Annotated in this window: 13 protein-coding genes and 1 tRNA gene; 2 read left to right on the plus strand and 12 right to left on the minus strand. The window is 56.2% G+C overall.

Features of this window, described 5'->3' with window-relative positions; translation table 11 throughout:
- Positions 1-2: 2 nt before the first annotated feature.
- The 7 genes from P8935_RS17455 to P8935_RS17485 form a co-directional block, all read right to left on the minus strand.
- Positions 3-386, minus strand: a complete 384-nt coding sequence (locus tag P8935_RS17455; RefSeq protein WP_348261578.1) for a Rieske 2Fe-2S domain-containing protein — start codon at positions 384-386, stop codon at positions 3-5.
- Positions 387-470: 84 nt separating this feature from the next.
- Positions 471-2,333 carry an FAD-dependent oxidoreductase gene (locus tag P8935_RS17460; protein WP_348261579.1) on the minus strand — a complete coding sequence of 621 codons (1,863 nt, stop codon included), beginning with the start codon at positions 2,331-2,333 and terminating at the stop codon, positions 471-473.
- 117 nt (positions 2,334-2,450) lie between these two features.
- Complete coding sequence (locus P8935_RS17465) at positions 2,451-2,861, minus strand: hypothetical protein (RefSeq protein WP_348261580.1); 411 nt, start codon at positions 2,859-2,861, stop codon at positions 2,451-2,453.
- A 14-nt stretch (positions 2,862-2,875) separates the two neighbouring features.
- Positions 2,876-4,174 (minus strand): hypothetical protein, encoded by a 1,299-nt coding sequence (locus tag P8935_RS17470; RefSeq protein ID WP_348261581.1) that lies wholly within the window; start codon positions 4,172-4,174, stop codon positions 2,876-2,878.
- Positions 4,175-4,274: 100 nt separating this feature from the next.
- Entirely contained in the window at positions 4,275-5,675 is a 1,401-nt protein-coding gene (locus P8935_RS17475) for a sigma-54 dependent transcriptional regulator (protein ID WP_348261582.1), read from the minus strand.
- Positions 5,672-6,748 (minus strand): HAMP domain-containing sensor histidine kinase, encoded by a 1,077-nt coding sequence (locus tag P8935_RS17480; RefSeq protein ID WP_348261583.1) that lies wholly within the window; start codon positions 6,746-6,748, stop codon positions 5,672-5,674. The genes P8935_RS17475 and P8935_RS17480 overlap by 4 nt, the downstream gene beginning before the upstream one ends.
- Before the next feature lie 394 nt (positions 6,749-7,142).
- Positions 7,143-11,045 carry an alpha-amylase family glycosyl hydrolase gene (locus tag P8935_RS17485; protein ID WP_348261584.1) on the minus strand — a complete coding sequence of 1,301 codons (3,903 nt, stop codon included), beginning with the start codon at positions 11,043-11,045 and terminating at the stop codon, positions 7,143-7,145.
- Positions 11,046-11,449: 404 nt separating this feature from the next.
- Here P8935_RS17485 and P8935_RS17490 point away from each other — a divergent pair.
- A tRNA-Ser gene (locus P8935_RS17490) sits at positions 11,450-11,541 on the plus strand.
- Positions 11,542-11,784: 243 nt separating this feature from the next.
- On the opposite strand, the gene P8935_RS17495 is transcribed toward P8935_RS17490, so the two are convergent.
- Positions 11,785-12,537 (minus strand): ABC transporter permease, encoded by a 753-nt coding sequence (locus tag P8935_RS17495; RefSeq protein ID WP_348261585.1) that lies wholly within the window; start codon positions 12,535-12,537, stop codon positions 11,785-11,787.
- Positions 12,538-12,546: 9 nt separating this feature from the next.
- Entirely contained in the window at positions 12,547-13,464 is a 918-nt protein-coding gene (locus P8935_RS17500) for an ABC transporter ATP-binding protein (RefSeq protein ID WP_348261586.1), read from the minus strand.
- Between P8935_RS17500 and P8935_RS17505 the strand changes: the two genes are divergently transcribed.
- Positions 13,451-15,916, plus strand: a complete 2,466-nt coding sequence (locus tag P8935_RS17505; protein WP_348261587.1) for a GH92 family glycosyl hydrolase — start codon at positions 13,451-13,453, stop codon at positions 15,914-15,916. The genes P8935_RS17500 and P8935_RS17505 overlap by 14 nt on opposite strands.
- A gap of 28 nt (positions 15,917-15,944) precedes the next feature.
- Here the strand turns inward: P8935_RS17505 and P8935_RS17510 are convergent, their stop codons facing one another.
- The 3 genes from P8935_RS17510 to P8935_RS17520 all read right to left on the minus strand — a co-directional run bounded on the left by P8935_RS17510 (position 15,945) and on the right by P8935_RS17520 (position 23,205).
- Positions 15,945-16,856: a 5'-3' exonuclease H3TH domain-containing protein gene (locus tag P8935_RS17510; protein ID WP_348261588.1), complete on the minus strand. Its 912-nt coding sequence runs from the start codon at positions 16,854-16,856 to the stop codon at positions 15,945-15,947.
- Between the two features lie 70 nt (positions 16,857-16,926).
- Positions 16,927-19,173, minus strand: a complete 2,247-nt coding sequence (locus tag P8935_RS17515; RefSeq protein ID WP_348261589.1) for a glycoside hydrolase family 3 N-terminal domain-containing protein — start codon at positions 19,171-19,173, stop codon at positions 16,927-16,929.
- Between the two features lie 111 nt (positions 19,174-19,284).
- Positions 19,285-23,205 carry a carboxypeptidase-like regulatory domain-containing protein gene (locus P8935_RS17520; protein WP_348261590.1) on the minus strand — a complete coding sequence of 1,307 codons (3,921 nt, stop codon included), beginning with the start codon at positions 23,203-23,205 and terminating at the stop codon, positions 19,285-19,287.
- Positions 23,206-23,551: the final 346 nt, after the last annotated feature.

Raw genomic sequence — 23,551 nt, forward strand, 5'->3', positions numbered from 1 at the left:
CGTTACACCATCAACCGGTACGAAGGCGGAACAACCTTGTCTTTATCGACGCGCAGCATTCCATCGCGGGCTTGCGTTACCTCAAACCACTGCAAGCCGCGAGGCGCAGGACCGTGTATCACCGATCCGTCAGGAGCAAAAACGCTGCCATGGCATGGGCAGTGGAAGCGCTCGTCACTTTGGAAGTGAGCAACGGTGCAGCCCAAATGCGTGCAAACCGCACTCGCCACAGCGAAGCCCTTGTCGCGGTCGCGAAACACAAAGATCTTCTCGTCCACCAGAAACGTGGGTGGCCCGAAGGGAAAATCGGCCGGTTGCCCAATCTTGAATGTCTGCGGCGGTTCGTAGAATACGCTTGGCATCAGGAAGCGAACTACCGCTGCCAAACTAACTCCGACCGCTGAACAGAGAGCGGTCACCCCTAGTGTCCCCCAACTTAGAAATGCTCGACGATTCATGCCTGGGCTCCCCTATTCAAAGACTTCTCTTTCCTGCTGTTCCAGAGCTTCCATAGTGATGGCCTGTGTGGGGCACCGCTCGGCGCAGAGGCCGCAGCGGATGCACTTCTCTTCGTTCTTGATGATTGCGCCGGCCTGGCCCGCTTGCAGTTGATCGGCAGACACACCGTAGCGGCTCTGTATCAACGCGTCGTACCGCGCATCTCCGCTTACCTGCACCAGATCCACAAGCCGCAGGCAGTTCTCCGGGCACACGTCAACGCACCCGGCGCAAAGAATGCACTTCGATCCGTCGAATATGGTGTTGACCTGGCAGTTGAGGCATCGTTTCCCCTCGGCACGGCCCTGCGCCTCGTCAAAACCCAACTCGACTTCAGCGATTCCGATGCGCCTGTTCGCCGCGAGTACCGGCATCTTCTGCCGCGGGGTTGAAAGAAAGCCGCGCGGCATTTCCCAGTTAGGCAGGATGCGGAATCGGCTGAGCACGGTCTTGGCGGTCTTGCCGCTGAGATACACGTGGATGGAACGCGCAGCACGATGTCCGTTGGCCACGGCTTCAACGAGAATGCGTGGCCCGAAAGCCACATCGCCGCCTGCGAACACACCGGGGGCGGTCGTCATCAGGTTCTCGTCGATCTTGAGGATTCCACGCGGGGTAACTTCGACACCTTCCTCGCCGCTGAGGAAGGAGAGATCGGCTTGCTGGCCGATCGCGAGAATTACGCTGTCGCACGGGATAATTTTCTCTTCATCGCTGAACGCTGGATTGAAGCGGCCATTCTCATCAAAAACCGTTAGACAGCGCCGAACCTTGAGCCCGGTGACGACGCCATTCTCTCCGACGATTTCTTTCGGTCCCCAGCCATTGTCGACCACGATGCCTTCGTGTTCGGCTTCGTCGACTTCGCCTTTCCAGGCGGGCATTTGCACGCGTGATTCAAGGCTGACCAGTTCCACTTCTTCGGCACCTGATCGCATTGCCATGCGGGCGGCATCAAACGCTGGTTGCAGACCCTTCGCGTCTTCATCCTCTTCTGCAAAATCGACTGCTTCATGCACAAGACGCACTGCGGCGCGAGCAACATCGATGGCTACATTGCCGCCGCCGACGACAACAACTCGCTTGCCGAGTTCAATCTCGAATCCGAGATTTACATTGATGAGAAAGTCGATTCCGTTGTAAACGCCCGCCAGGTGCGCGCCCGGGATGTTCAGTTCGCGACCTTTGTTCAAGCCTGTAGCCAGCAAGACAGAATCGAACTTCGACCTAAGTTCCTTGAAGGAGATATCGCGACCAAGGGTTACGCGCGTGTGCAGCGTAACGCCCATGGCGAGAATATTGTCGACTTCCATCTTGATAATTTCGCGTGGAAGGCGAAATTGGGGAATACCGAGATAAAGCATTCCACCCGGAACGGGCGCCGACTCGAATACCTCAACGGTGTAACCGAGCAGGGCAAGATCGTGCGCACAAGTAAGACCGCATACGCCAGCTCCGATTACTGCAATCTTCTTTCCACGCTTCTGAGGAGGCTGCAGTTTCTTCCGGGCAGGATCGTGGCCAGTTCCAAGATTGTGCCGATCCGTGGCGTAGCGCTTGAGAGCGCAGATGGCGATCGGCTCGTCAATTTTGCCGCGCCGGCAGTTGTCTTCGCAGGGATGCGCGCAGATTCTTCCCAGGACATAAGCAAAGGGATTTGGCGCGCGGGCAAGCAGATACGCTTCTTCGTCCTTGGATATTCCAATGGCCTGCACGTAGCGGCCACACTCGGTGTGAATGGGGCAGGCGGCACGGCAAGGAATATTCTTGTCGAAGTAGTCTCGGTCCGGAACCGTGATGGAATAGCGCATCCGTTCCCCTGTCTCGCTGTTCATGCAACTTCTGAATCTGATCGTGAACTGTTTGTTGCTGCTCTTATAGGAGGCTCCGGCGAGCGATACTGCTACTCGCCGGAATTTTGAGACAAGATCACCAAAGCGTAACGAAACGCTCTAGTGCTGCTGCGCCTTCAGCTTTTCAATTTCCTCGTCGCTCAACGATTTGAAGAACGCGGAAGGATTCTTATCTTTGCGGTTCTCCTGGTCGTAGGCAAGGAAGTCATAGATTGTTTTTCCCTGAGAATCGCTAATCCCAGAGTTTGGCTTGTGCATCATGCGCTTCACGTAACGATTCCACTCGGCAGTAGTCATGGTGGTGTTGATTGGACGCGCAATGGTGTGGCATTTCGAACACTTGTCCGTGAACACCTTGTAGCCCTTCTGCTGGTCAGCAGGATATTTAGAGACATCAACTTTGTCGGCGCCCTTGTCCTGGGGCAGCGTCACGTTGCTGCTGCTTTGTGCCGCAAGGAATATCGGAAGTGCCAAACCTGCGACAGCGATGATGCGAATTGCCTTCTGCATTTTTCAATCTCCTCTTACCACGCGAATCTCAAATCAAGTTTGAAAAGCTTGTCTGTAGTCCCCAGCAGGGCCACGGGATCGCCATCGTGTTCCTCGTTGTAGGACGCACGGAGAATTACGTTGCCCATCTGCGTCATTGCATGCTCTACACCCACACCCCATGCCCGCGTATGCATCGTCGGCTGCAGAGTTATTTTTTGAGTTCCGCGATCAAGACGGGCCATAAATGCAGTGCCGGTCTTGATGTAGTAATCGCCCTCTACGTGGTAGGTATTGGAGGTGTAGTTCTGTCCCGTATCTCCCTGGTCCCACTGCCAATCGTCGCGGCCGTGAATATATCCGCCGAGCACGTCGAGCTTGTCAAAGAACAGGTAGTTTCCCATAGCTCCGACGCGATCGAAGGAGGGGGTGTAGGTGAACTCATTTTCAGCGCCGGCATTTTGTACTTGGTCTTTCGATCCGTGGTAGTACATCGCGGTCACGCCGCCATCTGGCCCGAACCAGTAGTCGCCGTCAACCCAGAAATCCTTCGCGTTTTTTGTCGAAGCATTCAGAATCGCATTGCCATTGGCGTCCAGGCCATTTGTTACCTTGGCTGAAACGGCGAAGATGTTTTTGAAATAGTTAGAAGCCCATGTATAGCCACCGTCGACGCCGACAGGCGCCTGATCGAGTGTCACGCCGTTCGGGTCAGTGTTGGTGAGAAAGTATGCCGGGTCTGGGAAGAGGTTATAAAACATCGCCGCCCGCGTGCCTTCACCTTCCTGCATGTGCATCTGGCCGGCCTTGAGGAAGTAGCTGCTGTTCGCACGGCCACCATGCCACTGCCCAAATCCCTGCTCGAGGCCATTGGATCCGTCCTGATACATCTCGTAGTGAACGAAGTAAGAGAAGCCGGTCTCGGGTACTGGTCCAGCAACGAACAGAGCCGCCTCGTCGAGATTGAAGCTGAAGGCGGAGGTGTCAGTTGCCGGAGGTGTTGTGCCGGTTTCCGCGATGTTCTTGTCTTCGGTGGCGCTTGCCTGGAGCAGAATCGCGAAGGTATTTATGAGATCGAACTTGATGTTCTTATCGAGCGCCGTGATCTTAGGCGCTGGCTTGCTCCCGTCCATCTCGTCCGGAGGCATCCGATATCCGAGCCGCTTGAACATGTAGCCGTTCTTGTTGAGTGCCGGGGGAACCGTGTGGCAGGTGTAGCACCTTACGCCATACTTGCGTGCAAACGCTGGAATCGCGTTACCGGGTTGTGGCATCAGCAGGACTAAGCCAAACACCAGCAGGATTGCTTTGAGGCATGAGTTCCAGACTTTCATGTGCGGGAGCTCCTGCCTGTCTCCACTGCATCTCTGGTGCCAAACGTTGGCTGTCTTAAAATGAGCTACTTAAGCGGCGCGTGGAAGAGAAGTGGGGATTCTATTCCCCGCTTTCCTGCGGCAGTTGGGGGTTGAATTCCCCAGTCTGTGCGTCTTTTTCACGTTTCATAAGCGCATAGAACGTCTTACGGTCCACTCCGGCTTCGCGAGCAGCAGCGCTCACGTTTCCATTGCAGCGGGCAAGCACGGCATTAGCATATGAGCTCTCAAAGCTGGCGAGATACTGCTCTCGCGCATCCTTCCACGGAAGCGCAGAAAGGCTGCTGACCGCTTCCACCCTTGGCGAATCTTCTTCCACATCTTCCGCGCCAAGAACACCATCAGCATGCAAGGCCGTTAACCGCTCCATGACGTTCTTCAGTTGGCGAACATTGCCGGGCCACCGTTCCTTGAGAAGTGCTTCATAGAACTGAGGTGAGCCGATGATGCTCTTGCCGTAGCGGCGCGAGAATCGCTCCAGAAAGAAACGGGCAAGACGTGGAACGTCTTCCGGTCTCTCGCGCAATGGCGGAAGCTTTACGGTGATCACGCTGAGGCGATAGTAGAGTTCTTCGCGAAACGTTCCAGACTTGATTTTGGCCGCAAGGTCTTGGTTGGTGGCGCATAGAATGCGGCAATCCACGCGTACTAGCGACAATCCTCCGAGACGTCGAAGAGCTCGTTCTTCGACAAAACGAAAGAGACGAGTCTGAAGCTCTACTCCAAGATCTCCGATTTCGTCGAGGAAGAGCGTCCCCCCCTCTGCTGACTCGATCAGACCTTTCTTGGTACGTTCTGCCCCTGTGAACGCGCCCTTTTCGTAGCCGAACAGTTCGCTTTCGATCAAAGAACCCGGCATAGCGCTGCACTCTACTGGAACAAAAGGTCCATCCTTGCGTCGGCTCTGGTCATGGATCAAGCGGGCAGTCACTTCCTTACCTGTCCCGCTTTCTCCCAGAATCATCACGGTTGCATCGGTGCCTGCCGCCCTGCGGCACTTGTCCATCTGGTCCAGCATCGCCGCATTGTGGCTTTGCGCAGCATCAACCTCACCCAAGGATTCCAGGCGGCTCTTCAGCTTCTCGACTTCGTGCTCGAGGGTAGCGTGAGAGAGCGCCCGCTTAACCACCAGAAGAAGTTCCTCGCGCTTGAAAGGCTTCTGTAGATAGTCGAAAGCGCCATTTCGAATGGCGAGCACAGCGCCTTCAACCGATCCGAATGCGGTGAGGAAGACGATCGGAATAGAGGGTTGTGCTTCATGCAGTTTCGCAAATACTTCTTCACCGGTCATTCCAGGCATGCGCACATCCAGCAACACCAGATCGGGCGGATGCGCAAATGCATCCGCCAGGCCCACGGCCGGATCCACGAATGTGCAGACTGTAACACCGGGCATTCGAAGCATTCGCTGAATGTTTTCACCCAGCGCAGCTTCGTCATCGATCACCAGGATGCGGCTCACTCCGTCTTTCCTCCAGCGAACCAGTGGTAAGGCTGGCCACGCGTGAATCGCGCAGGCGGCAGCTCAACCACGAAGCTGGCGCCTCCGCCGTCTCTAGGCTCGTAACGGATTCGGCCATCATACATATCCAACAGGCTGGCTGCCAAAAATAGCCCCAGGCCTAGCCGCTCTCGTCCCGTACTCTGCGAGACAAATGGTTCGAAGAGATGACCGCGAATGCTATCCGGCACTCCTGGTCCGTTGTCTTCGACCTTGACGACCACTCTCGCTCCGGCAGTGCGATAGGGCTCGAGCCGTACCCAGACTGTGGCATTGGCTCGTTCTTTCAGTGCTTCTACCGCATTGCTTAAGAGGCCTCGCACCACTTCACCAACTACATGTTCCGGCACATCGACGCGCGGCACCTCCGAAGCCTCCAACAGAAGCTTCACCCCACGACTGGAAGCTGAAGGCCGCTGCGCTTCGAGTGCGTCTTCCAGAGACTTTTGCGGAACGGATGCATCAAACACCTCTCCGCCGCGCTCGCGCCGCAACGCCTGGAGCAGCGTGCTCGCGATGCTGGTCATGTATTGAGTCTCTTTGAGCATCTGCTCGAGATCGGCACAGATGGCTCGATCCTCCTTGCGCTCCTCGAGAAGAACTTCAATACGACCCGCGACAATCGCAAGAGGATTGTTGAACTCGTGCATAAATCCGGCAGTAAATTGACCGAGCAGAGTGAGTTGGTGAGATAACCTGGCCTGCCGATCCGCCGCCTGCAACTCCTCTCGCAAACGCGACGTGCGGTAACGCACCGTGTCTAGTTGGAGTTTCAACTGAACTACTTCTTCGTCGGAAGCCGCTGCACGTGCGAGCAAGCGGCGGCAATCGCGCCGGAAATAAATCAAAGCCGGAAGCGGTGCAAGAACGACTGCAAGGCCCGAAAGTAGAATCCCGGCGGGGAGATATCTTTGCCCAATCCAGTACGCAAGGCCCAGAATCGGAAATACCAAGCATCCGCTCAGCCAGAGGAGAAGCCTCTCGCGCTGTTTTGACTGGTTCGTGCCAGCGTCATATTCTCGCGTCTTGGACATACCGCTCAAGTGTAGTGCTTTCAGCTAGAAGGATCGGGCAGTCACAGACACTTGTTTCCCCAACCATCGATCTCAGTGAACGCCAATGCCGGTCACTTCGGACCAACGGGACGGCGCGCGGTCGTCGGTTTTTGGGATCACAATCCGATAATCAGTGTTAGATCTGCGGCGCAGTCGCTGCGTGAGGTCGTGAATTATGAAGGGCGCCATCATCTCACCCGCTCGATTGCTGACACGAATTGGCCGCTGCTGAAGCACCATTCCGTCTCTTTGAGCGCGATCGCGCCAGTGACGCAGAGAAGTTCTAGATTTCCGCCACTTACGATACTCAGGTCAGGAGAACACGCTGCGAGCACGCCAGTGCTGTGAGGTGGTTGTTTTCACAGAAGGGTGGCTATTTCTTTGAATTACCCCGCAGATCCTTTTGAGTTGTTGGATCATCGGCGACCTTTGCTTGTGGGACGTCGCCATCTTGCGATTTTTGTTCTGACGTTTTATCTGGCAGCGCAGTTCGCGGCTCTTTGGTTACTGACTCCGACGTGGTTTCCGGCTTCTCGCGAGCTAGCAGCGCGTCAAGACGGTACTCAGCATTATCGGCTTCAGCGGAAGCGGAGTGCACCTTTTCGCTCAAGGCTTGCAACTCTGCCTTGCTGGGCGCTGGTTCGCCGGCAATCGCAAGCAGGGCCGGCATCTGCAGCCACCAGAGCAATTCTTCGTAGGGCTCGCACACCAAATAGGTGTGACCGCCAGCCTCGTGAACACCAGCCAACCAGCGGACATCAGGGTCAGTCCAGAGAGCGCGCTGAAGGCCAGCGACGATTGGTTCTGCAGCCACAGCGACCGGAACCTTTGCTATCGGAACGAATTTCGCCGTTTTTCCAAGAACATTTGCATCGCCAGCGATCGGTCCGGGGGTGTCGGCAGGCTTCACTTCACTGCCCTCCAACGTGGGAGTAACAAACTCCGGCGCATCCGACACTTCCTTCCCACTTTTGGACTGTGCCAGCAGGACGACCTTGATGCGAGCGGCAGCACGCCATCCGGTTTCGCCTTCGAATCCGAGGCGGGTGAATGACTCGGCAAGTGGCTGGCGCAGGCGCAGGCGATCAAAGAGGTCGAGCGCGACTTGTTCCGGCTTTTCTGCGTCGATAGAGTCCGCAAGTGTTTCAAGAGCACACCAGGCGATAATGGGACCCCACATGGCGGTCGCGGTCATTTGCGGACTGGGGCTGGGAAGAACGCGACGCGCAGCGGCTGTCCACGGTTTCGGAAAGAGCGTTTCAACAACTGGAATACGCATAGCTGCGCTGAGGCGTTCGCGGAAGGCAGGCCCGAGCAGTCCGGGCATGGTCATGTCCTTTTGGATACCGGAGCGCGAACGATACGCCGGCTGCGCGACGCGCAGGAATGCCTCGCAGCGGGTCCATGCAACATTGAACAGCTCGCTGCGCTTGCGATTCACCTTGCGATCGAGAGCCGCACTTACGGTACCGGTTCCGGCGGTGGCGCGCGGATGTTCGGCCAGGTCGGTGAGGAGGCGAATCATGTCCTGATCGAGAAGGGCATGGACTGATTGATACAGGGGCTGTAACTCCATGTCGACCAGCGCGTCATCAAGGCTGGGGACGCCACGACCGTTGAGTTGATCGCAGAGGCGGTCCCACGGCTTCTCAGCGGATGCCCATTTCTCATGCCAGTCCATAAATACGTGGCACTGGTAGGCGCTCAATTGCAGCGTGATGCCTCGGCTGGCGAACTCGTTGGCGCGACGAAGATACTCAAGTCCGGTAAGCGTGTCGCGGTAGGCGAGAATTGCGCCGGTATCTCCGCCGAATCCCAGGCCATCGCCGATGGTGCGCTGGCGGAGTTGAGAAGTACCCTTGTCGGCGTATGCGGCGGAGTTATGGATGGTGCCGTGCGCGGTGCCGTAGTGATTGTTGTAGACGATAAGTGCGCGCTCGTTGCCGGTGCGGTTGGAGTAGGCGAAGATGTTTTCGTCGACGGAACCGGAGCCTTCGAAAAAGTCGTAGAGCAGGAAGTTGTGGCTCTCGGCAAAGACCCAGCGGCGTTTGAGCAGGGGGGCGATTTCACGATCGTGGCGCTCCACTAGCCAGTGATCGGGCGTCTCGTCGTAACGCGGGCGGTAGTACTCCATTCCATACTTTTCTGTGAAGCCTTCGATCTGTCCGTGGCCGAACATCGGGAGGCCGGGCAACGTGGCCATCAGGGCAGCAACGCCGAAACATTTGTCGCCTTTGCCAAATTGATCAATTGCCGTTCTTTCATCAGGATTGCTCATGAAGTTGACGTAACGCTTCATGATGTCCGGATCGAATTCAAGCGTGTTTTTGATGACCGAACGATACTCGGCGTTTTTCTCGTCGCGCATCATGTTCATGAAGGCGCTGTTGTAGACGCGATGCATGCCGAGGGTGCGAACGAAGTAGCCTTCCATGAGCCAGAAAGCTTCGGCGAGCAGCAGCGTGCCCGGCACTTCAGCGGCAACACGATCCACCACTTCGCGCCAGAATTCATGGGGCATGTGCTGGTTGAATTCCGCCTGGCTCATGCTGTATTCGGCACGCGAAGGAATGGCACCACTGGATCCCGGGCCTGGAAACCAGAGTCGATGAAAGTGGCGCTTGGCAAGCGTCATGGCGGCGTCGAAGCGGATGACTGGGAAGAGGCGCGCCACGTAAAGGATGGTTTGAATCACCTGCTCCCGCACGGCAGGATTCAGGTAATCGAGTTGCGCGGTATCGTTCCAGGGAAAGCTGGTGCCGTCGTTGCCGTGATAGATGTAGCGGGTGTCGTTGGTCCACTTGTCTCGGCGCTGGAAGACAACGGCTGCATCGGTTTGTTCAAAGTAATGGTCGTCGATTTTGATTTCGACGCGGCCATCGTGCGATAGGTCGGGGCCGTTGAAGCTGTACGCAGGGTAGGGCTTGTCCGGGCGGGAGATGAACCACTCCGGATGCTCGATGACCCACGGCGAATCGATGCCCATGTGGTTGGGCACCATGTCGCTGGCGAGGCGAATGCCCTTGTGATAGCAGCGGTCGCGCAGATTGATATAGGCGGATTCACCGCCAAGATCTTCGGCGATTTTGTAGTCGAAGAGAGAGTACGCCGAGGCTACAGCGTCCTGGTTGCCGCAGAGTTGCTTGATTGTCTTCGATGCACGGCTGCGTTCCCAGACGCCGATGAGCCAGAGAGAATTAAGACCGCGATGGGCGAGGGTTGCAAGCTCTTCGTCGGGGATCTGGTCGAGACGGTGGATGTGACGGCCGTACTGCTTGCTGAGCTGCGCGAGCCAGACGTAGGTGCTCTTTGCAATCAGTACAGTGTTCGGCATCCACGCGGTGTCGGGACTGAATTTTTCGTATTCGTTTGCGGGATCGCCGAAGGTGGGAACCTGGGACTCGCTTACGATCGAAGGCCACTGCTGGGTTCCGCTTTCGCGGCGACGACGTGCTGCTTCTTCGGCGGCAGCGCGAATGCGCGCTGCGTCCGGATTGAACTGCATCCAGATGGCCAGCTCTTCCTCGTGCAGAACTTCGCCAGCCATCATCAGGAATTTGTCCATGCTGTCGCCCAGCAACGGACGCCAGAGTTTGCGGATGAGGGCAAGCTGCTCAGCTAACGAAGCGGGAGCACCGCTGACGGGCGCACGCAGCAGGTCGAGAAGGCTGATGGCGGTCGCGCCTTCGATGGGAATCAGAGGACGGGTGGAGAAATATTGCGGCAGTTCCTGGGTTACCTGGCGGTAGACGGTCCTCTCTGCGAGAGGCTTGTCTTCGAAAAGTTCTTCAAACTGCTTGAATGCTTCGTTGCGATTGGCGGACCACAGGAGCAGCAGTTCTTCCAGGGCGGCAGCCCGGTGCGGAATGCTGCCGGTCTTGCCGTTGAGCCATTGGCGCGGCGTCTCCTGCCCGCGCATCACGGTCTGACCCGGAAAATGCTCGACAAACGTGAGCAGCATGGTGTCGAGTTCGGGCGAGCCGACACGGCCAGCGAACCAGTCGAGGGCGGCGGTCATGACTTCGGGGTCAAATTGCTCGCGATAACGCGCCATCAGGACGTGACTCGCTTCGTCGATGAGGCCCATCGCAAACAGCGCACCCGCGTGGACTGCCTGATCGGGGTACTTGCCCGCCTGGCGCACCTGGTTCATCTGGTGGGCGAAGGCGCGGCACGCCGAAACGTTGGCAAAGACCACGTTGCCGTTATAGGAAAAAAGCGACTCCGCGAAACGATACCGTTCGCGTGCCTTTCGAGAGATGTGGAACTCCATCATGAGAAATCCAGCTCCCATGCAAACGCCGTACAAGACGTGCAGTTGATTACTGCGGGTTTTCTTTTCCGTGGTTTACGAGCTATGCCGCCGGGACAAAACGAGGCCAGTCAGTAAAGTAACACTTCGAGGGGACAAGGTGGCAGGCAAAGGTCTGAAAGCTGAAAGACAACAATCCATGGAACGCAAATGTTGGGAACTCTCCGAAACGAGACCGAATTGCCACGACAGCGGCAAGACCGGTAAACTTATGATGCGCTTTCGTATTGTGCACGCCACCAAATGCTGGGAGAAGTTCCAGTGAGTGGAACGCGGGTGCAAGATTTTGTGGATTGCGCTGCTTCTTGCCATGGATCGCCGGCCGCCGGGCCCCAGCGACTGCCTCGGGAAGTGGTACTACAAGCCGCGGAGAGGTGGCAGAGCCCGGTTGAATGCACCTGACTCGAAATCAGGCATAGGGGTAACTCTATCGGGAGTTCGAATCTCCCCCTCTCCGCCATAATTCACTGACGACTATTTAGACTGGATGTCGGTGTAAATATAAGAAACTACGATTCCATCTTGAGAGTCCTCACCGGAATCGATGAGCTTGGTAAATCACCAGTCCGGGCCGATAGGGATGCGACGAGAGCCAAAAAGGAAGAGCGCAAACGAGCTTGCGTGGTTTAAACATTCCTGCTATCCCTGAGTGACAGACAAGAGCCGGCGCGAATCTACGGGATCAGACCCCTACGATGCGGGGTTACTCCCAGCGAAAGATCCTGGAAGACAGAGCTGTGCACAAAATAAAGAATATGACCATCGCGGCGACATCGCTCGTGTGGGTAGACCAGCCTTCGCCATTCCAAATCCCTTTCAGCAAGCTGACGGCGTAGGTGAGCGGCAGGGCGCGTGCGACAGTGTTAAGCGCGGGCGGAAGAACGGAAAGCGGCACAAACAATCCCGATATCGCGATCATTGGATACAGAATGAGCGCACCGATCGGCTGCGCAAAGCGTGCCGTGGGAACAATGCTGGCGATGATGAAGCCAACCGAAAGAATGCTGCAGGTACTGATCATGAGCGCCGCGGTGAAGGATAGCCATGGAACGTGTGCGCCAGGAGGAAAGTAATGTCTGCCTGCCAGGACCATCAGAATAAGCGTCGCCGCCGTGAGCATGAGTTTCACAATCACGTGGGCTGCCAGAATGGTGTACGGGCGCAAAGGAGTGGCCCTGAGACGTTTAAGGATGCCGCTTTCGCGATAGATGGAGATGATGGTGACCATCGAGAGCACGGCGCTGATGACGATGAGAAGTGATACGAAGACCGGGATCCCGGCACCGGAAAGTCCACCACCCGGTATGGAAGAAGGCCCTACCCGGTGGTAAGTAATGCGACGCAGCACCATGAAGATCAGCACGGGAAAAAGAACAGTTCCCATGGCGCCAAGCGGTTCGCGCATGAATACTTTCATTTCGATCCAGATCAGTTTCGACAGTCCACGAAGCATCATGTCTTTTCCCTACTCGCGTATTGAATGGCCGGTGAGCTTTAGAAAGACGTCCTCAAGGTTGGGGAGAATGGTTCGGAAATCCGTAACGCGAATCTGATTGTCCGAAAGGCAATGAATCACTTCGGTGACAAAGTCGTCTCCAGTGCCGCTGATCGTGTAGCGTTTGCCATTGCAACTTACCGACTCTACTCCGGGGATCTGCTGAAAGCGCTGCTGCGCCTGGACGTTGTCTGTATCCATGACGACCGTTCTCTGCGGACAATGACGAGCTACGATCTTCTCCGGCGTGTCTATCTCGATGATCCGGCCATGTTCCATGATGGCGACGCGGTCGCAGAGTCGTTCGGCTTCTTCCATTAGGTGCGTGGTGAGGAAGACCGTCTTGCCGCGGTCGCGGATGCCGCGAACCAAGTCCCAGATGGCTCGACGGGCCTGTGGATCAAGGCCGGTTGTCAACTCGTCGAGAAACACCACTTCAGGATCGTTGATCAATGCCAGTGCGATGAACAGCCGTTGTTTCTGGCCCCCGGAGAGATCCATAAACCAGGAGTTGCGCTTGTCGGCGAGACCTAACTGTTCGAGCAGGCGTTCGCCATCGACGGCTTTCTTGCGATAGAGCGACGCCCAGAGGTCGACCGCTTCCCAGACTTTGATTCTTTTCTGTAGCTGCGCCTGTTGAAGTTGAACGCCAATGCGCTCCTGGAGCATGTAGGCCTGGCGGACGGGATCGAGACCGAGGACGGCGATAGTGCCGCGGTCAGGCTTGCGAACCCCTTCGACACATTCCATGGTGGTGGTTTTTCCCGCGCCATTGGGGCCGATTAGACCGAAGATTTCTCCTTCGTTAACGACGAAAGACGCTTCCTCGACGGCTATGGTCGTGCCGTAGGCCTTTCGGATGCCGGAAACCTGAATGACTGGATGCATGGGGGCTTTTGAATTGCAGCGGTGGGGTAGCCTGTTCGGAGTTTATCTCAGCGAGTTGCGGCGGAAGCTAATCGCGCCTACGAATCGTAGAGCGAAGAGCGCAACGAGTGCGGAAATCGTCCGCACAGATGAGGCTTCGGCTATGCTGGATCCTGCTCAAGAAACAGGGTTGAACGGAGAGATCCATATGGTGTTGAGGGACGGAATCGACATGATGACAGGGCTCCGCAATACGGTCACAAAAGGTTGGTATAAACAATTTGCGGTTGTGCTGAAGGTCACGCTCACCGTCATCCTGGCAACGGCTGCGATGCTAGCGCCTGCGCAGGTGGAATACGTTGATCCGACGATTGGAAATGTCGGCGTTCTTCTTGTGCCTACACGTCCGGCGGTGTACATGCCCAACAGCATGATCCGGGTGTACCCGATTCGATCAGATGCAATGGATGACCAGATCGAGTCGTTTCCGCTGACGATCAACTCTCATCGGATTCAAGAATTGTTCAGCCTGATGCCTGGGGAGAGCGGAAAGGCCGCCACGTGGGACCAGGAGGTGACGACGCCGTATTACTACTCCGTGCGACTGGGCGATTCGCGTATTCAAACGGAGTTTTCGACGACAGAGCGTTGCGGCTATTTTCGCATGACTTTTCCAGCGGGCCATGCTTCGTTGATGCTTGCGAATCGTCTTACTGGAAGTTTGCACATGGAAGGAGCAGTCGCAGTTACCGGCGAAGAACGCTTTAATGATATGGCGGCTTATGTTTATGGGGAATTTCGGGAACCAGTGCAAACCAAGACAGAGACGATAGAAGATAAGTCGCGGCTGATCGTTTCAAGCAGTTCCAAGGTGATGGAGTTCCGCTACGGCATTTCGTTCATCAGCGTCGAGCAGGCAAAGAGAAATCTTGCACGGGAGATCCCAGAGTGGGGCCTTGAAAGCGTCAAGGAAGCTGGAAAGAAACGATGGAACGAGACGCTTGGCCAGATCGCGGTTGAAGGCGGGACGGAGGCGCAACGCAAGGTTTTCTACACCGCACTTTACCGCTGCTTCGAACGCATGATTAACATCACCGAGGATGGGCACTATTACAGCGCTTTCGATCATAAGGTGCATGAAGATGCGCGGCCGTTCTATGTCGACAACTGGCTTTGGGATACGTACAGAGCGCTCGAGCCGCTGCAGACGCTGCTGAATCCAGAGATGGAAGCGGACAAGATCCAGTCGTATGTGCGCATGTACCAGCAATCGGGCGTGATGCCTACGTTCGCAATTCTCACAGGAAACTACGCATGTATGAACGGCAATCATGCTGCGCCGTGGCTTGCGGATGCATGGTTCAAGGGGGTGCGTAATTTCGATTTGCCGACGGCTTATGCGGGCGTGCGCAAGCGTTCGCTGGAGATGACGCTGCTTCCGTGGCGCCTCGGGCCGAAAAGTCCGTTGGATGATTTTTATAACGAGCACGGATATATGCCGGCGTTGCGGCACGGCGAGAAAGAGACGTTCCCGCAGGTGCATCCTTTCGAAAAGCGTCAGCCGGTTCCGGTCACGCTTGAAAACAGTTTCGACGACTGGAATATTGCGCAACTCGCTCGGGAATTAAAGAAACCGGGCGATGAGCAGCTATTTCTAAAGCGGGCTGCGAATTTCAAAAATTTATTTCGCGCCGACAAGGGAATGATGTGGCCGAAGGACGCCGAGGGAAAGTGGATTGAGCCACTTGATCCGAAGTTCGACGGCGGAATGGGCGGCCGCGATTACTACGACGAAAATAATGGGTACACCTACACCTGGGATGTGCCGCATGATTTTGGCGGATTGATCGAGTTGATGGGTGGGACGACGAACGCAGAAAAAAATCTGGATCAACTCTTTCGCGAGCCGCTGGACCGATCGAAATATGAGTTTCAGGCGAAGTTTCCGGATTCCACATCGATGGTCGGACAGTTTTCAATGGGAAATGAACCGAGCTTCGACATTCCGTACATCTATAACCGGCTCGGCGCTCCATGGAAGACGCAGAAGCGCGTGCGCATGCTGCTGGAGTCGTTCTTCACCGATGAGCTAGAGGGGATTCCGGGGGACGAGGACGGCGGCGGCATGAGTGCATTCGCAGTTTTTTCTATGCTTGGCTTCTATCCAGTCACGCCCGGCATTCCGGTTTATGACATTGGCAGTCCAGTGTTCGATAAGGCTACGATTCACCTGAAAAATGGAAAGGACGTTGTGATCGTCGCTCGTAACAATTCGCGCAGCAATAAGTATGTGCAAAGCATTCGACTCAATGGCCGTCCCCTTGAACAGGTGTGGTTTCGGCATGCAGAGATCGCGAATGGCGGAACGCTGGAACTGGTGATGGGTGATGCGCCCAATACTTCTCTTGGCTCGATGCCATCACAGTTTCCGCCAGCATCTGCTGCAGTGTTGCCGGAGCAATACATCCAATAGCGCTGATAACAGCTTGCGCGGTCCTCGTTTAGATTTTGCCGGGCTGTTTTGTTCGACGTGCGCGGCCGGTCTGGATGGTGTCGGTCTTTGGCTTCTTTTCGGTTACGGCTTTGTCGAGTAGGTGGCCGATTGCGTCGAAACTTGCTTGCGGTCCGGTCCAGCGTAGACGGTCCACGTTGTCAAAGAGAGGGATGTCTGTCCTTAGTGTCGCGAGCTTCCTGAAGAGAAGCGCGAGGTCTCGTTCACGTTCCAGCGTTGATGCCAGCGAAGCCGAGTTCAGCACATTTACATGCCAGTCGTGAGACGCCGCCGGGATGGACTCGATGTGGCCAAACCGGGACAATACAGCCGCAGAGGACTTTGCTCCCCAGCCAGGAAGACCCGGATAGCCGTCTGCCGAATCGCCAACCAGCGCGAGATAGTCCGGAATCGATGCGGGAGAGACGCCGAATTTGGCTACAACGCCCGCTTCATCGATAACAACTTTCGTGCGCCGAACTAACTGGACCACGTGCGATCCTTGCACGCATTGGGCCAGGTCCTTGTCTGGAGTACAGATGACCACCTGCTCGACACGAGAGTCTTTAGTGGCAAGTGCTGCGGCTGCGGCGAGAGCGTCGTCGGCTTCAAACTCCACCATCGGCCACACAACGATGCCCGCTGCGGCGAGGACTTCTTCGAGGATCGGAAACTGGGACAGCAGATCAGGTTCGACGCCTTCCCCGGTCTTGTATCCGGCCCAAAGGTTGTTGCGAAACGACTCGATTACGTGATCGGTGGCAACGCCAATGTGGGTAACACCTTCGCGCATCATGCCCAGAAGCGATGCAAGCACGCCGCGGACGGCTCCAACTTCGCGGCCCTGTGCATCGCGGGCCTTTGGCATGGCAAAGTAGTGCCGAAAGAGTTCGTACGTTCCGTCAACCAGATAGACTTTCAACAGGAAGCTCCGCAAACATCATAGGAATAACTGCAATCCTAACTTTCGTCCCTGGTTCGTAGGTATCTGTTCATTTGGAAATGGTGAACTTCGCAGAGAGAGTTGCATCCGAAGAGCCTCCCGCGAATACCGTGTAGCTGCCCGGCTCCACGACCCATTGATGATTGCGGGCCCACACCGCAAGGTCATCGCGCTTCAGATGGAATTCCAGCTGCCTTGATTCGCCCGGCTTGAGATGGACACGAGAAAAACCTTTCAGCGCTCGGTCCGCCACCTCAACGCTGCTCACGTCATGATGCAGGTACAACTGCGCGACCTCGTCGCCTTCCCTGTTTCCGGTATTGGTCACAGTCACGTGCACGACAAGGTCTTCCCTGCTCCCGGATGTCGGCGTTTGTACAGACAACTGGCTGTATTCGAAACTCGTAAAGCTGAGGCCAAATCCGAAGGGAAACTGGGGCTTTCGATCCCCATCCACATACTTATTGGTTTTCGATGGATCGAAATTGTAGAAGTCTGGGAGTTGACCGAGGCTTCGTGGAAAGGTGATGGTGAGCTTTCCGCCCGGATTGTTGTCGCCGAAGAGGGTTTCTGCGACGGCCTGACCACCATATTCGCCGGGGTACCAGGCTTCCAGGATCGCGGGGACATGTTCAGCCGCCCACGGGATGGTGAGGGGGCGACCGTTTTGCAGGACGAGAACTACGGGCTTGCCGGTTGCAATAATCGCTTCAAGCAGCGGCTGCTGATTTCCGGGAAGATCCAGACTCTGCCTGTCGAATCCTTCTCCGGAGATTCCCTGATACTCGCCCAAAGCAAGGATGGCGATCTCGGATTCCTTAGCGGCCTCTACGGCTCTTTGAATGTCGGAGCCGTCGTTTACCACCAGTGTGGCGCTGGGAAGGATTGAACGCAAACCGTCGGCAATACTAATGCGTTGTCCGTTCTTCTCGTCTTCGTAATCCCCATAGCGAGCAATGGCGGCATTCGGGCCGATCAAGGCAACTCGTTTCACCGTCTTTGATAGCGGCAAAAGATGGCCATCGTTTTTCAGGAGTGTCATTGATTCGCGTGCCGACTGCAGAGAAATTGCCAGATGTTCTTTGCTGCGCTTCGTACGAGCAGTCAGCGATGTATCTACGTAAGGGTGATCGAAGAGCCCGAGTGCGAACTTGGCGCGAAGTACGGAAGAAACTGCGCGATCCAATGCTTCGGGTCGGAGTGTGTGGTCCTCACATCCGGAGATGATTGCGTTCTGAAATTCCTCGTGGCTGAAATCATAGAACTGCATATCAACGCCGGCATTGATCGCCTGCACGATAGCATCCTTGGCATTCGCGGCGGTGTGGTGATCCTCCCACAGACGCCGGATCGCGCCGAGGTCGGAAAGCACGAACCCTTTGAATCCGCACTCTCCGCGCAGAATGGTAGTGAAGATATCGGGATCGGATGCGACTGGAACGCCGTCTATTTCGTGATATGCCGCCATCACTCCCATCGCGTGGCCCTCCTGAATTGCAGGCTCGAACGACTTCAGCATGATCGTGCGAAGTTCCCGTTCGCCGATGTGCACCGGAGAAGTATTAAGCCCACTTTCGGGAGAGCCGTGACCCACGAAGTGCTTCGGCTCCGCAATGACGGAATGGTCGCTGCTTAGCGATTCGCCCTGGGCGCCTTGAACATAGGCCAGCCCCAGTATTCCTGTGAGGTATGGATCTTCGCCGAAGTCTTCTTCAACGCGGCCCCATCGTGGTTCCCGTGCCACGTCGAGCACCGGGGCAAGCACCATATCCACGCCCGCTGCGCGCATCTCGGCCGCAATTGCTGCTGCGGTGCTGTGCGCCAGTGCGGGGTCCCAGGTGGCAGCAAGATTGATGGGAGCGGGAAAGACGGTGCCGTCGTTGTATCCATGCAGGCCTTCTTCAATGAAGAGAGCAGGGATGCCGAGCCTTGAGTGCTCGATTGTCCAGCGCTGAATTTCATTCGAGAATTCGGCACTGGGATAGAGATCGTGCACGCTGCCCACTCCCAACAATCCGAACAGTTTTTCGGCATTGTGGGTTTGGAATTTTGCCTCCGGCGCGACATGTGTCTTGTCGAGAGCCTTATCAACGAGGTCCGGCACGCCGGCGTACATGTCGAGTTGGCGCGCCTTTTCTTCGACAGTCATCCGCTTGATCAAGTCGCGCACACGATCGTCGATGGGGAGCGTTGGTTGCTTATAGGGCGCCGTGTCATTTGAAACACGCGCTGATTGCTGGGCCAGCATAGCAACTGGAAGGCATAGAAACAAGTGAACGAGAATTTGAGGTCTCATGGAGATTCTATGAACAGTAACATTTTGGATACGATGTTTCGAACCCGCCACTCTCCCACAAAGGAAAAGGCCGGGAGAATAGTCTCCCGGCCTTTCAGGTTGAGGTGAGGTTTAGAAGCTGGCGCGCATGCCAAACTCCATCTTGCGAGGGCTGTTGGCTTGCGAGGTCTGTGCGCCCCAGGTGGATGAGTCGTAGAGGGTCATTGCCGGATCGGCGAGAACGTCGTGGTTAAAGACGTTGGTGAAGATCACGGAGAACTTGAGTGCGACGCTCTCCCAGACCTTGACGCTCTTTTCCACGCTCATGTCGACGTTCCAGTAGGGTGTTCCGACGATGGGACCAACTCCAGGGTTCTTGGCGTCGATGCCCAGGATGGGTGCACGAACCTGGTCCCAAACTGCTTCGGGATTTGCGAACAGGTTGACGGCTCGGTTGCCCGTGCCTGCGGTGGCCGTTCCCACTCCATTCGAACCCGCGACGTTGTAGTGCGAGGAATTGCCGCCGTTGTACTTGCTGGTAAAGACGCACTGTTCGTTGGAGAAGTAGTTGTTGGCATCGGATGAGCCAAAGGATTGGCCGTCGGTCTGCGTGTCGCAGTAGACCGGCTCGCCGCTGCCTGCGGTGAAGATAGGGGCAAACGACCATCCACCGGCGACGCGACCGAGGATGCCCTGCTGACCCTTGAAGATTGTTGGCTGGTACACCATGTAGGAGTTGTAGACGAACTTGCGGTTGAACGCCTGCACCCCATACATCTTCGAGAGGTCAAAGGCGTCGTTGGGTGTGTATTCGCTGGTGGCCTGGACAAATGCGCCCGTACCAAGAGCCTTGCTGAAGGTGAAGTTGTTATGCATCAGCAGCCCGTGGAAGTTCTGCGTGGTCAAGGTAATGAAGGCGCCGTTGTAGTTGCCATAGCCGATGCTGGCGTTGAGAGCGAGACCACTCGACGCAATGGCAGGGTGATTGATGGCGGCGTTAACAACGCCATTGTTCATCATCGAGGGCCCTTGCGTGGCATTGAAGTTGAAGATCCCGTTGTCGAGATCTGACCAGAGGCTCCAGACCGCCTGGGTTTGGAGGTTGCCGAATTCATTGGCCATTACAGCAGCGGTGCAGCTAGCGTAGCCATTGCAGTATGTCGACCCTGCCAGCGCGGTTTCGAAGAATGGCTGTGGCGTGACGCTTGAGGGCATCGTTGCGTTGTTGCATGCTGCAGTCGACTGATCGCAACCGAGAGCCTTTTCCAAGTTGGCATAGGCGGTTTTGAAGTCCTGTCCGCCCTGAACCATCATGTAAGGAACAACGTTGAGATCCACCGGCTGGTATTCGTGCTTGATGATGCGCCCGATATAGCCAACTTCGAGAGTGTTATTGCGGTTGATCTGGCGCTGGATGGTGAAGTCGAAGGTGTCGGAGACATTGGGCCGGAAGTTTGGATCGAGGCCTTCAGCCGCCGAACTCTCGGAATTGTTGTAGCCCGGATAGACGGGTTGCGGCAATGTAGGGCTAGCCGGAGCGAGAGGTGCAGTGTTTCCATCCACACCGATTCGGAAAGCGGTAGTACCGGTCGGATTGGCGGGACCGCATTGTCCGCTGGCGAGAGCCTGTGTGCATTGCACCGGCTGGATCAAGCCAACACCGAGCAGTGGCACGAGCACCAGATCAACGCCATTAAGACGACCGTAGACACGGCCGTAGCCACCGCGAATAACGGTGCCTTCATGTCCGAAGATCTTGCTTCCAATACTGTCTTCGGCAAAATGCGGATTCCAGGCCACGCCGACGCGAGGACTGAATGAGCCGTAGAAGGGATTATAGGGGTACTTGTTTCCGTTTCCGACGTTGCCGACGAGGGCAAAGCCGAGTTCAGGGTTGTAGACCTGACCCTTCAACGCGGCGGCCTTTTTCTGGGTGAGATAATCCAGGGTCTTCACTGGTTCGTCTGCCGCGTCAACAAGTACGGTCTGCTTGCCGGAGGCTTCGGTCGGGGGCATCTCCAGGGTCCACCCCATGCCGTAGCTCAGGGTGAAGGAGGGCTTCATATGCCAGGTGTCGCTGAAATACACGTTGTAATAAGGGATGGTGCTTTGATCGAATGCGTGGGTCAGGGGCGGGTTCAGGGCCAGCGTCGGGCCCTGACGGGTATACGCCACCTGCGCCGCGGTCACAATTCCAAGAGCTGCTGCCGCTACACGGCCAGCCTTCGACCCAGATGGATAGCCATTGGCCTCCAAATCCCCCGGCCCCGAAAGGTCGAGGTTTCCGACGCCCGTTCCACCACTCTGTCCGAGTTGATAGGTGGGAGTGAAGTTGATGCCACCGCCATTGTCTGAGCGCTGATGGAAGTTGTAGTTGTGCTGGTATTGGCCACCGAATGTGATGAGGTGGTTGCCTTTTACCAGAGTCAAGTCATCCCGGTAGAACTGGTCCTGACCGTCCCAGAAGCGCGTGCGGACGTTCTGCGTGTTGACGTTGAAGGGTGCGAGCGGACTGCCGGTTTCGCCGAATGGCTCCAAGGCTCCGCCCAGTCCCGCGATCTGCGGTGGCGCATTCTGATCAGACCATGACCAGTAGTTGCGCAGATAGCTGTAGTGGAAATCGTTTGTCAGTTTCGTCGTGATGTTCGTCGTCAGTCCTGCCACGTAATACCAAGGCTGTTGCGGACGGGAGGCGACGGAAGTCGGCTTGCCCAGTGTGTCGCCCTTGAAGAATCCGCCGATATCGATCTGGCTAGTCGAGGCCTGGACGAGCTTGTAGTAGCGATAGCTGGTCATGAAGTGCCACTTATCGCCAAAATCGTGGTCCAAGCGGCCTACGAGGAAGTTGTCCTTTGTCGGGAGAGCCAAGGTACCCGTGAACTCGTATTCGTTAACTCCGTCGCATGTTGCGCTTGGAATGTGCGGGCAACCAGGGGTTCCTGCCGGTTCGTATTTGTTCCACATTTGCTGAACGACCGGGTTGATACCGATGTGGCGCGGATCGAGAGCGGCCAAATCATATGTCACTCCGCCAAAGCTGACGATGCCATTGCGCATATTCGGCGATGGCACGGGCCGTCTGTACACTTCAGAATTTGGGTAGCGATATCCCTGGTAAAGCGCAAAGAGATAGGTCTTGCCACCGATGAAGTGTGGAAGGATGGGTCCGCCCGCTCCAAAACCGAACTTGCTGTAGTGGTAGTCGGGAGGCGGCGTGTAATTAGCAGGGTCGTTGTTATCCCATGTGTTGGCGCTAAAGTTGTTGTCGAGGTAGTACTCGTAGCCGGTACCGTGCCATCTGTTTGTTCCGCGTTTGGTCACGACTTCAACCTGCGCGCCGGCGGAGTTGTTAAAGTCGGCGGTCTGGTTGGTGGCGTTCACCTTGAACTCTTCAACGCTGTCTGAGGGCGTGGGCAGCACACCAGTTGCGCCTGCTGCGACGTTGCGGTTCTGGTTGGCGATTCCTGTCGGGTCGCCCGCAAACGATCCTGTGTAGACGGACATGCTGCCGTCCATGTCATTGGTGTTGTTTCCGCCGTCGAGTGAGAAGGTGCTCTGGTCAACGACTGTGCCGGCGACGCTGCCATCAGGGCTGACGCCTACCTGCAGAGTTGTAAAGGTTCCGGCATCGTGGAGGAGACTGGGAAGTTGAGCGATCGCCTCTTGCTCAACAGTGCTGCCGACGGTTGCGTTGAGGGTTTGCAGGTCGGTTCCGGCTGCCTGCACTTCGACGGTCTGCTGCGCGCTGCCTACAGTTAGTTTGAAGTTCGCGGTGCTTTGAGTGCCGACCTGTACTGTTTGACCGCTGAGTTTGGCAATTTCGAATCCGGTCTTGCTGGCGGTGATGTTGTAGGAGCCCGGCCCGACGTTGACGAAGACATACTGACCGGTGTGGCTGGTGACGGTCGTACGTTCCGCGTTGGTGGAGGTATCTGTGAGAATCACAGTTGCCTCAGGAACGACTGCGCCGCTTTGATCGGTAACCGTACCGGTTACGGTGCCGGTGTTGGTGGCCTGTGCAAACGCGACAGACACGCTTAAGCAGATAAGCATGAGAAACGCGATTGCCCGCAAGGGGAATCTACATCCAAGTTGCGTCATCAAACCGCTCCTTCAAAGGTTAAGATTTGGTCCCGCTTAGGAACACGGGATCTTTCAAAAAGCCGACCGCGTGACAAACTTTTATGAACAGCGTCTAACCCGGCAGAGGAACTCCTGGTAACTCACTACCGGTCTTTCTGGAAAGCCGAAATGAATGACATCGCTCATCTGTATGGCGATGTTCTTTGTTGCTTCAAGTGATAGAACTTTGAGACCTGGAATTTGGGGAACTTGGTCTACATTTTTTCCGTTGAACGCCTACAAAAAAACGATGCAAGAAAAGTCAGTATTACCTCGA

The sequence above is a fragment of the Telmatobacter sp. DSM 110680 genome (assembly GCF_039994875.1).
Taxonomy (GTDB): Bacteria; Acidobacteriota; Terriglobia; order Terriglobales; family Acidobacteriaceae; genus Telmatobacter.

Coding starts and splice junctions, on each gene's coding strand:
- P8935_RS17460 (WP_348261579.1), bottom strand. CDS start 2,333: ATGAACAGCGAGACAGGGGAACGGATGCGCTATTCCATCACGGTTCCG.
- P8935_RS17465 (WP_348261580.1), bottom strand. CDS start 2,861: ATGCAGAAGGCAATTCGCATCATCGCTGTCGCAGGTTTGGCACTTCCG.
- P8935_RS17470 (WP_348261581.1), bottom strand. CDS start 4,174: ATGAAAGTCTGGAACTCATGCCTCAAAGCAATCCTGCTGGTGTTTGGC.
- P8935_RS17480 (WP_348261583.1), bottom strand. CDS start 6,748: ATGTCCAAGACGCGAGAATATGACGCTGGCACGAACCAGTCAAAACAG.
- P8935_RS17485 (WP_348261584.1), bottom strand. CDS start 11,045: ATGATGGAGTTCCACATCTCTCGAAAGGCACGCGAACGGTATCGTTTC.
- P8935_RS17495 (WP_348261585.1), bottom strand. CDS start 12,537: ATGATGCTTCGTGGACTGTCGAAACTGATCTGGATCGAAATGAAAGTA.
- P8935_RS17505 (WP_348261587.1), top strand. CDS start 13,451: ATGACTGGATGCATGGGGGCTTTTGAATTGCAGCGGTGGGGTAGCCTG.
- P8935_RS17500 (WP_348261586.1), bottom strand. CDS start 13,464: ATGCATCCAGTCATTCAGGTTTCCGGCATCCGAAAGGCCTACGGCACG.
- P8935_RS17515 (WP_348261589.1), bottom strand. CDS start 19,173: ATGAGACCTCAAATTCTCGTTCACTTGTTTCTATGCCTTCCAGTTGCT.
- P8935_RS17520 (WP_348261590.1), bottom strand. CDS start 23,205: ATGCTTATCTGCTTAAGCGTGTCTGTCGCGTTTGCACAGGCCACCAAC.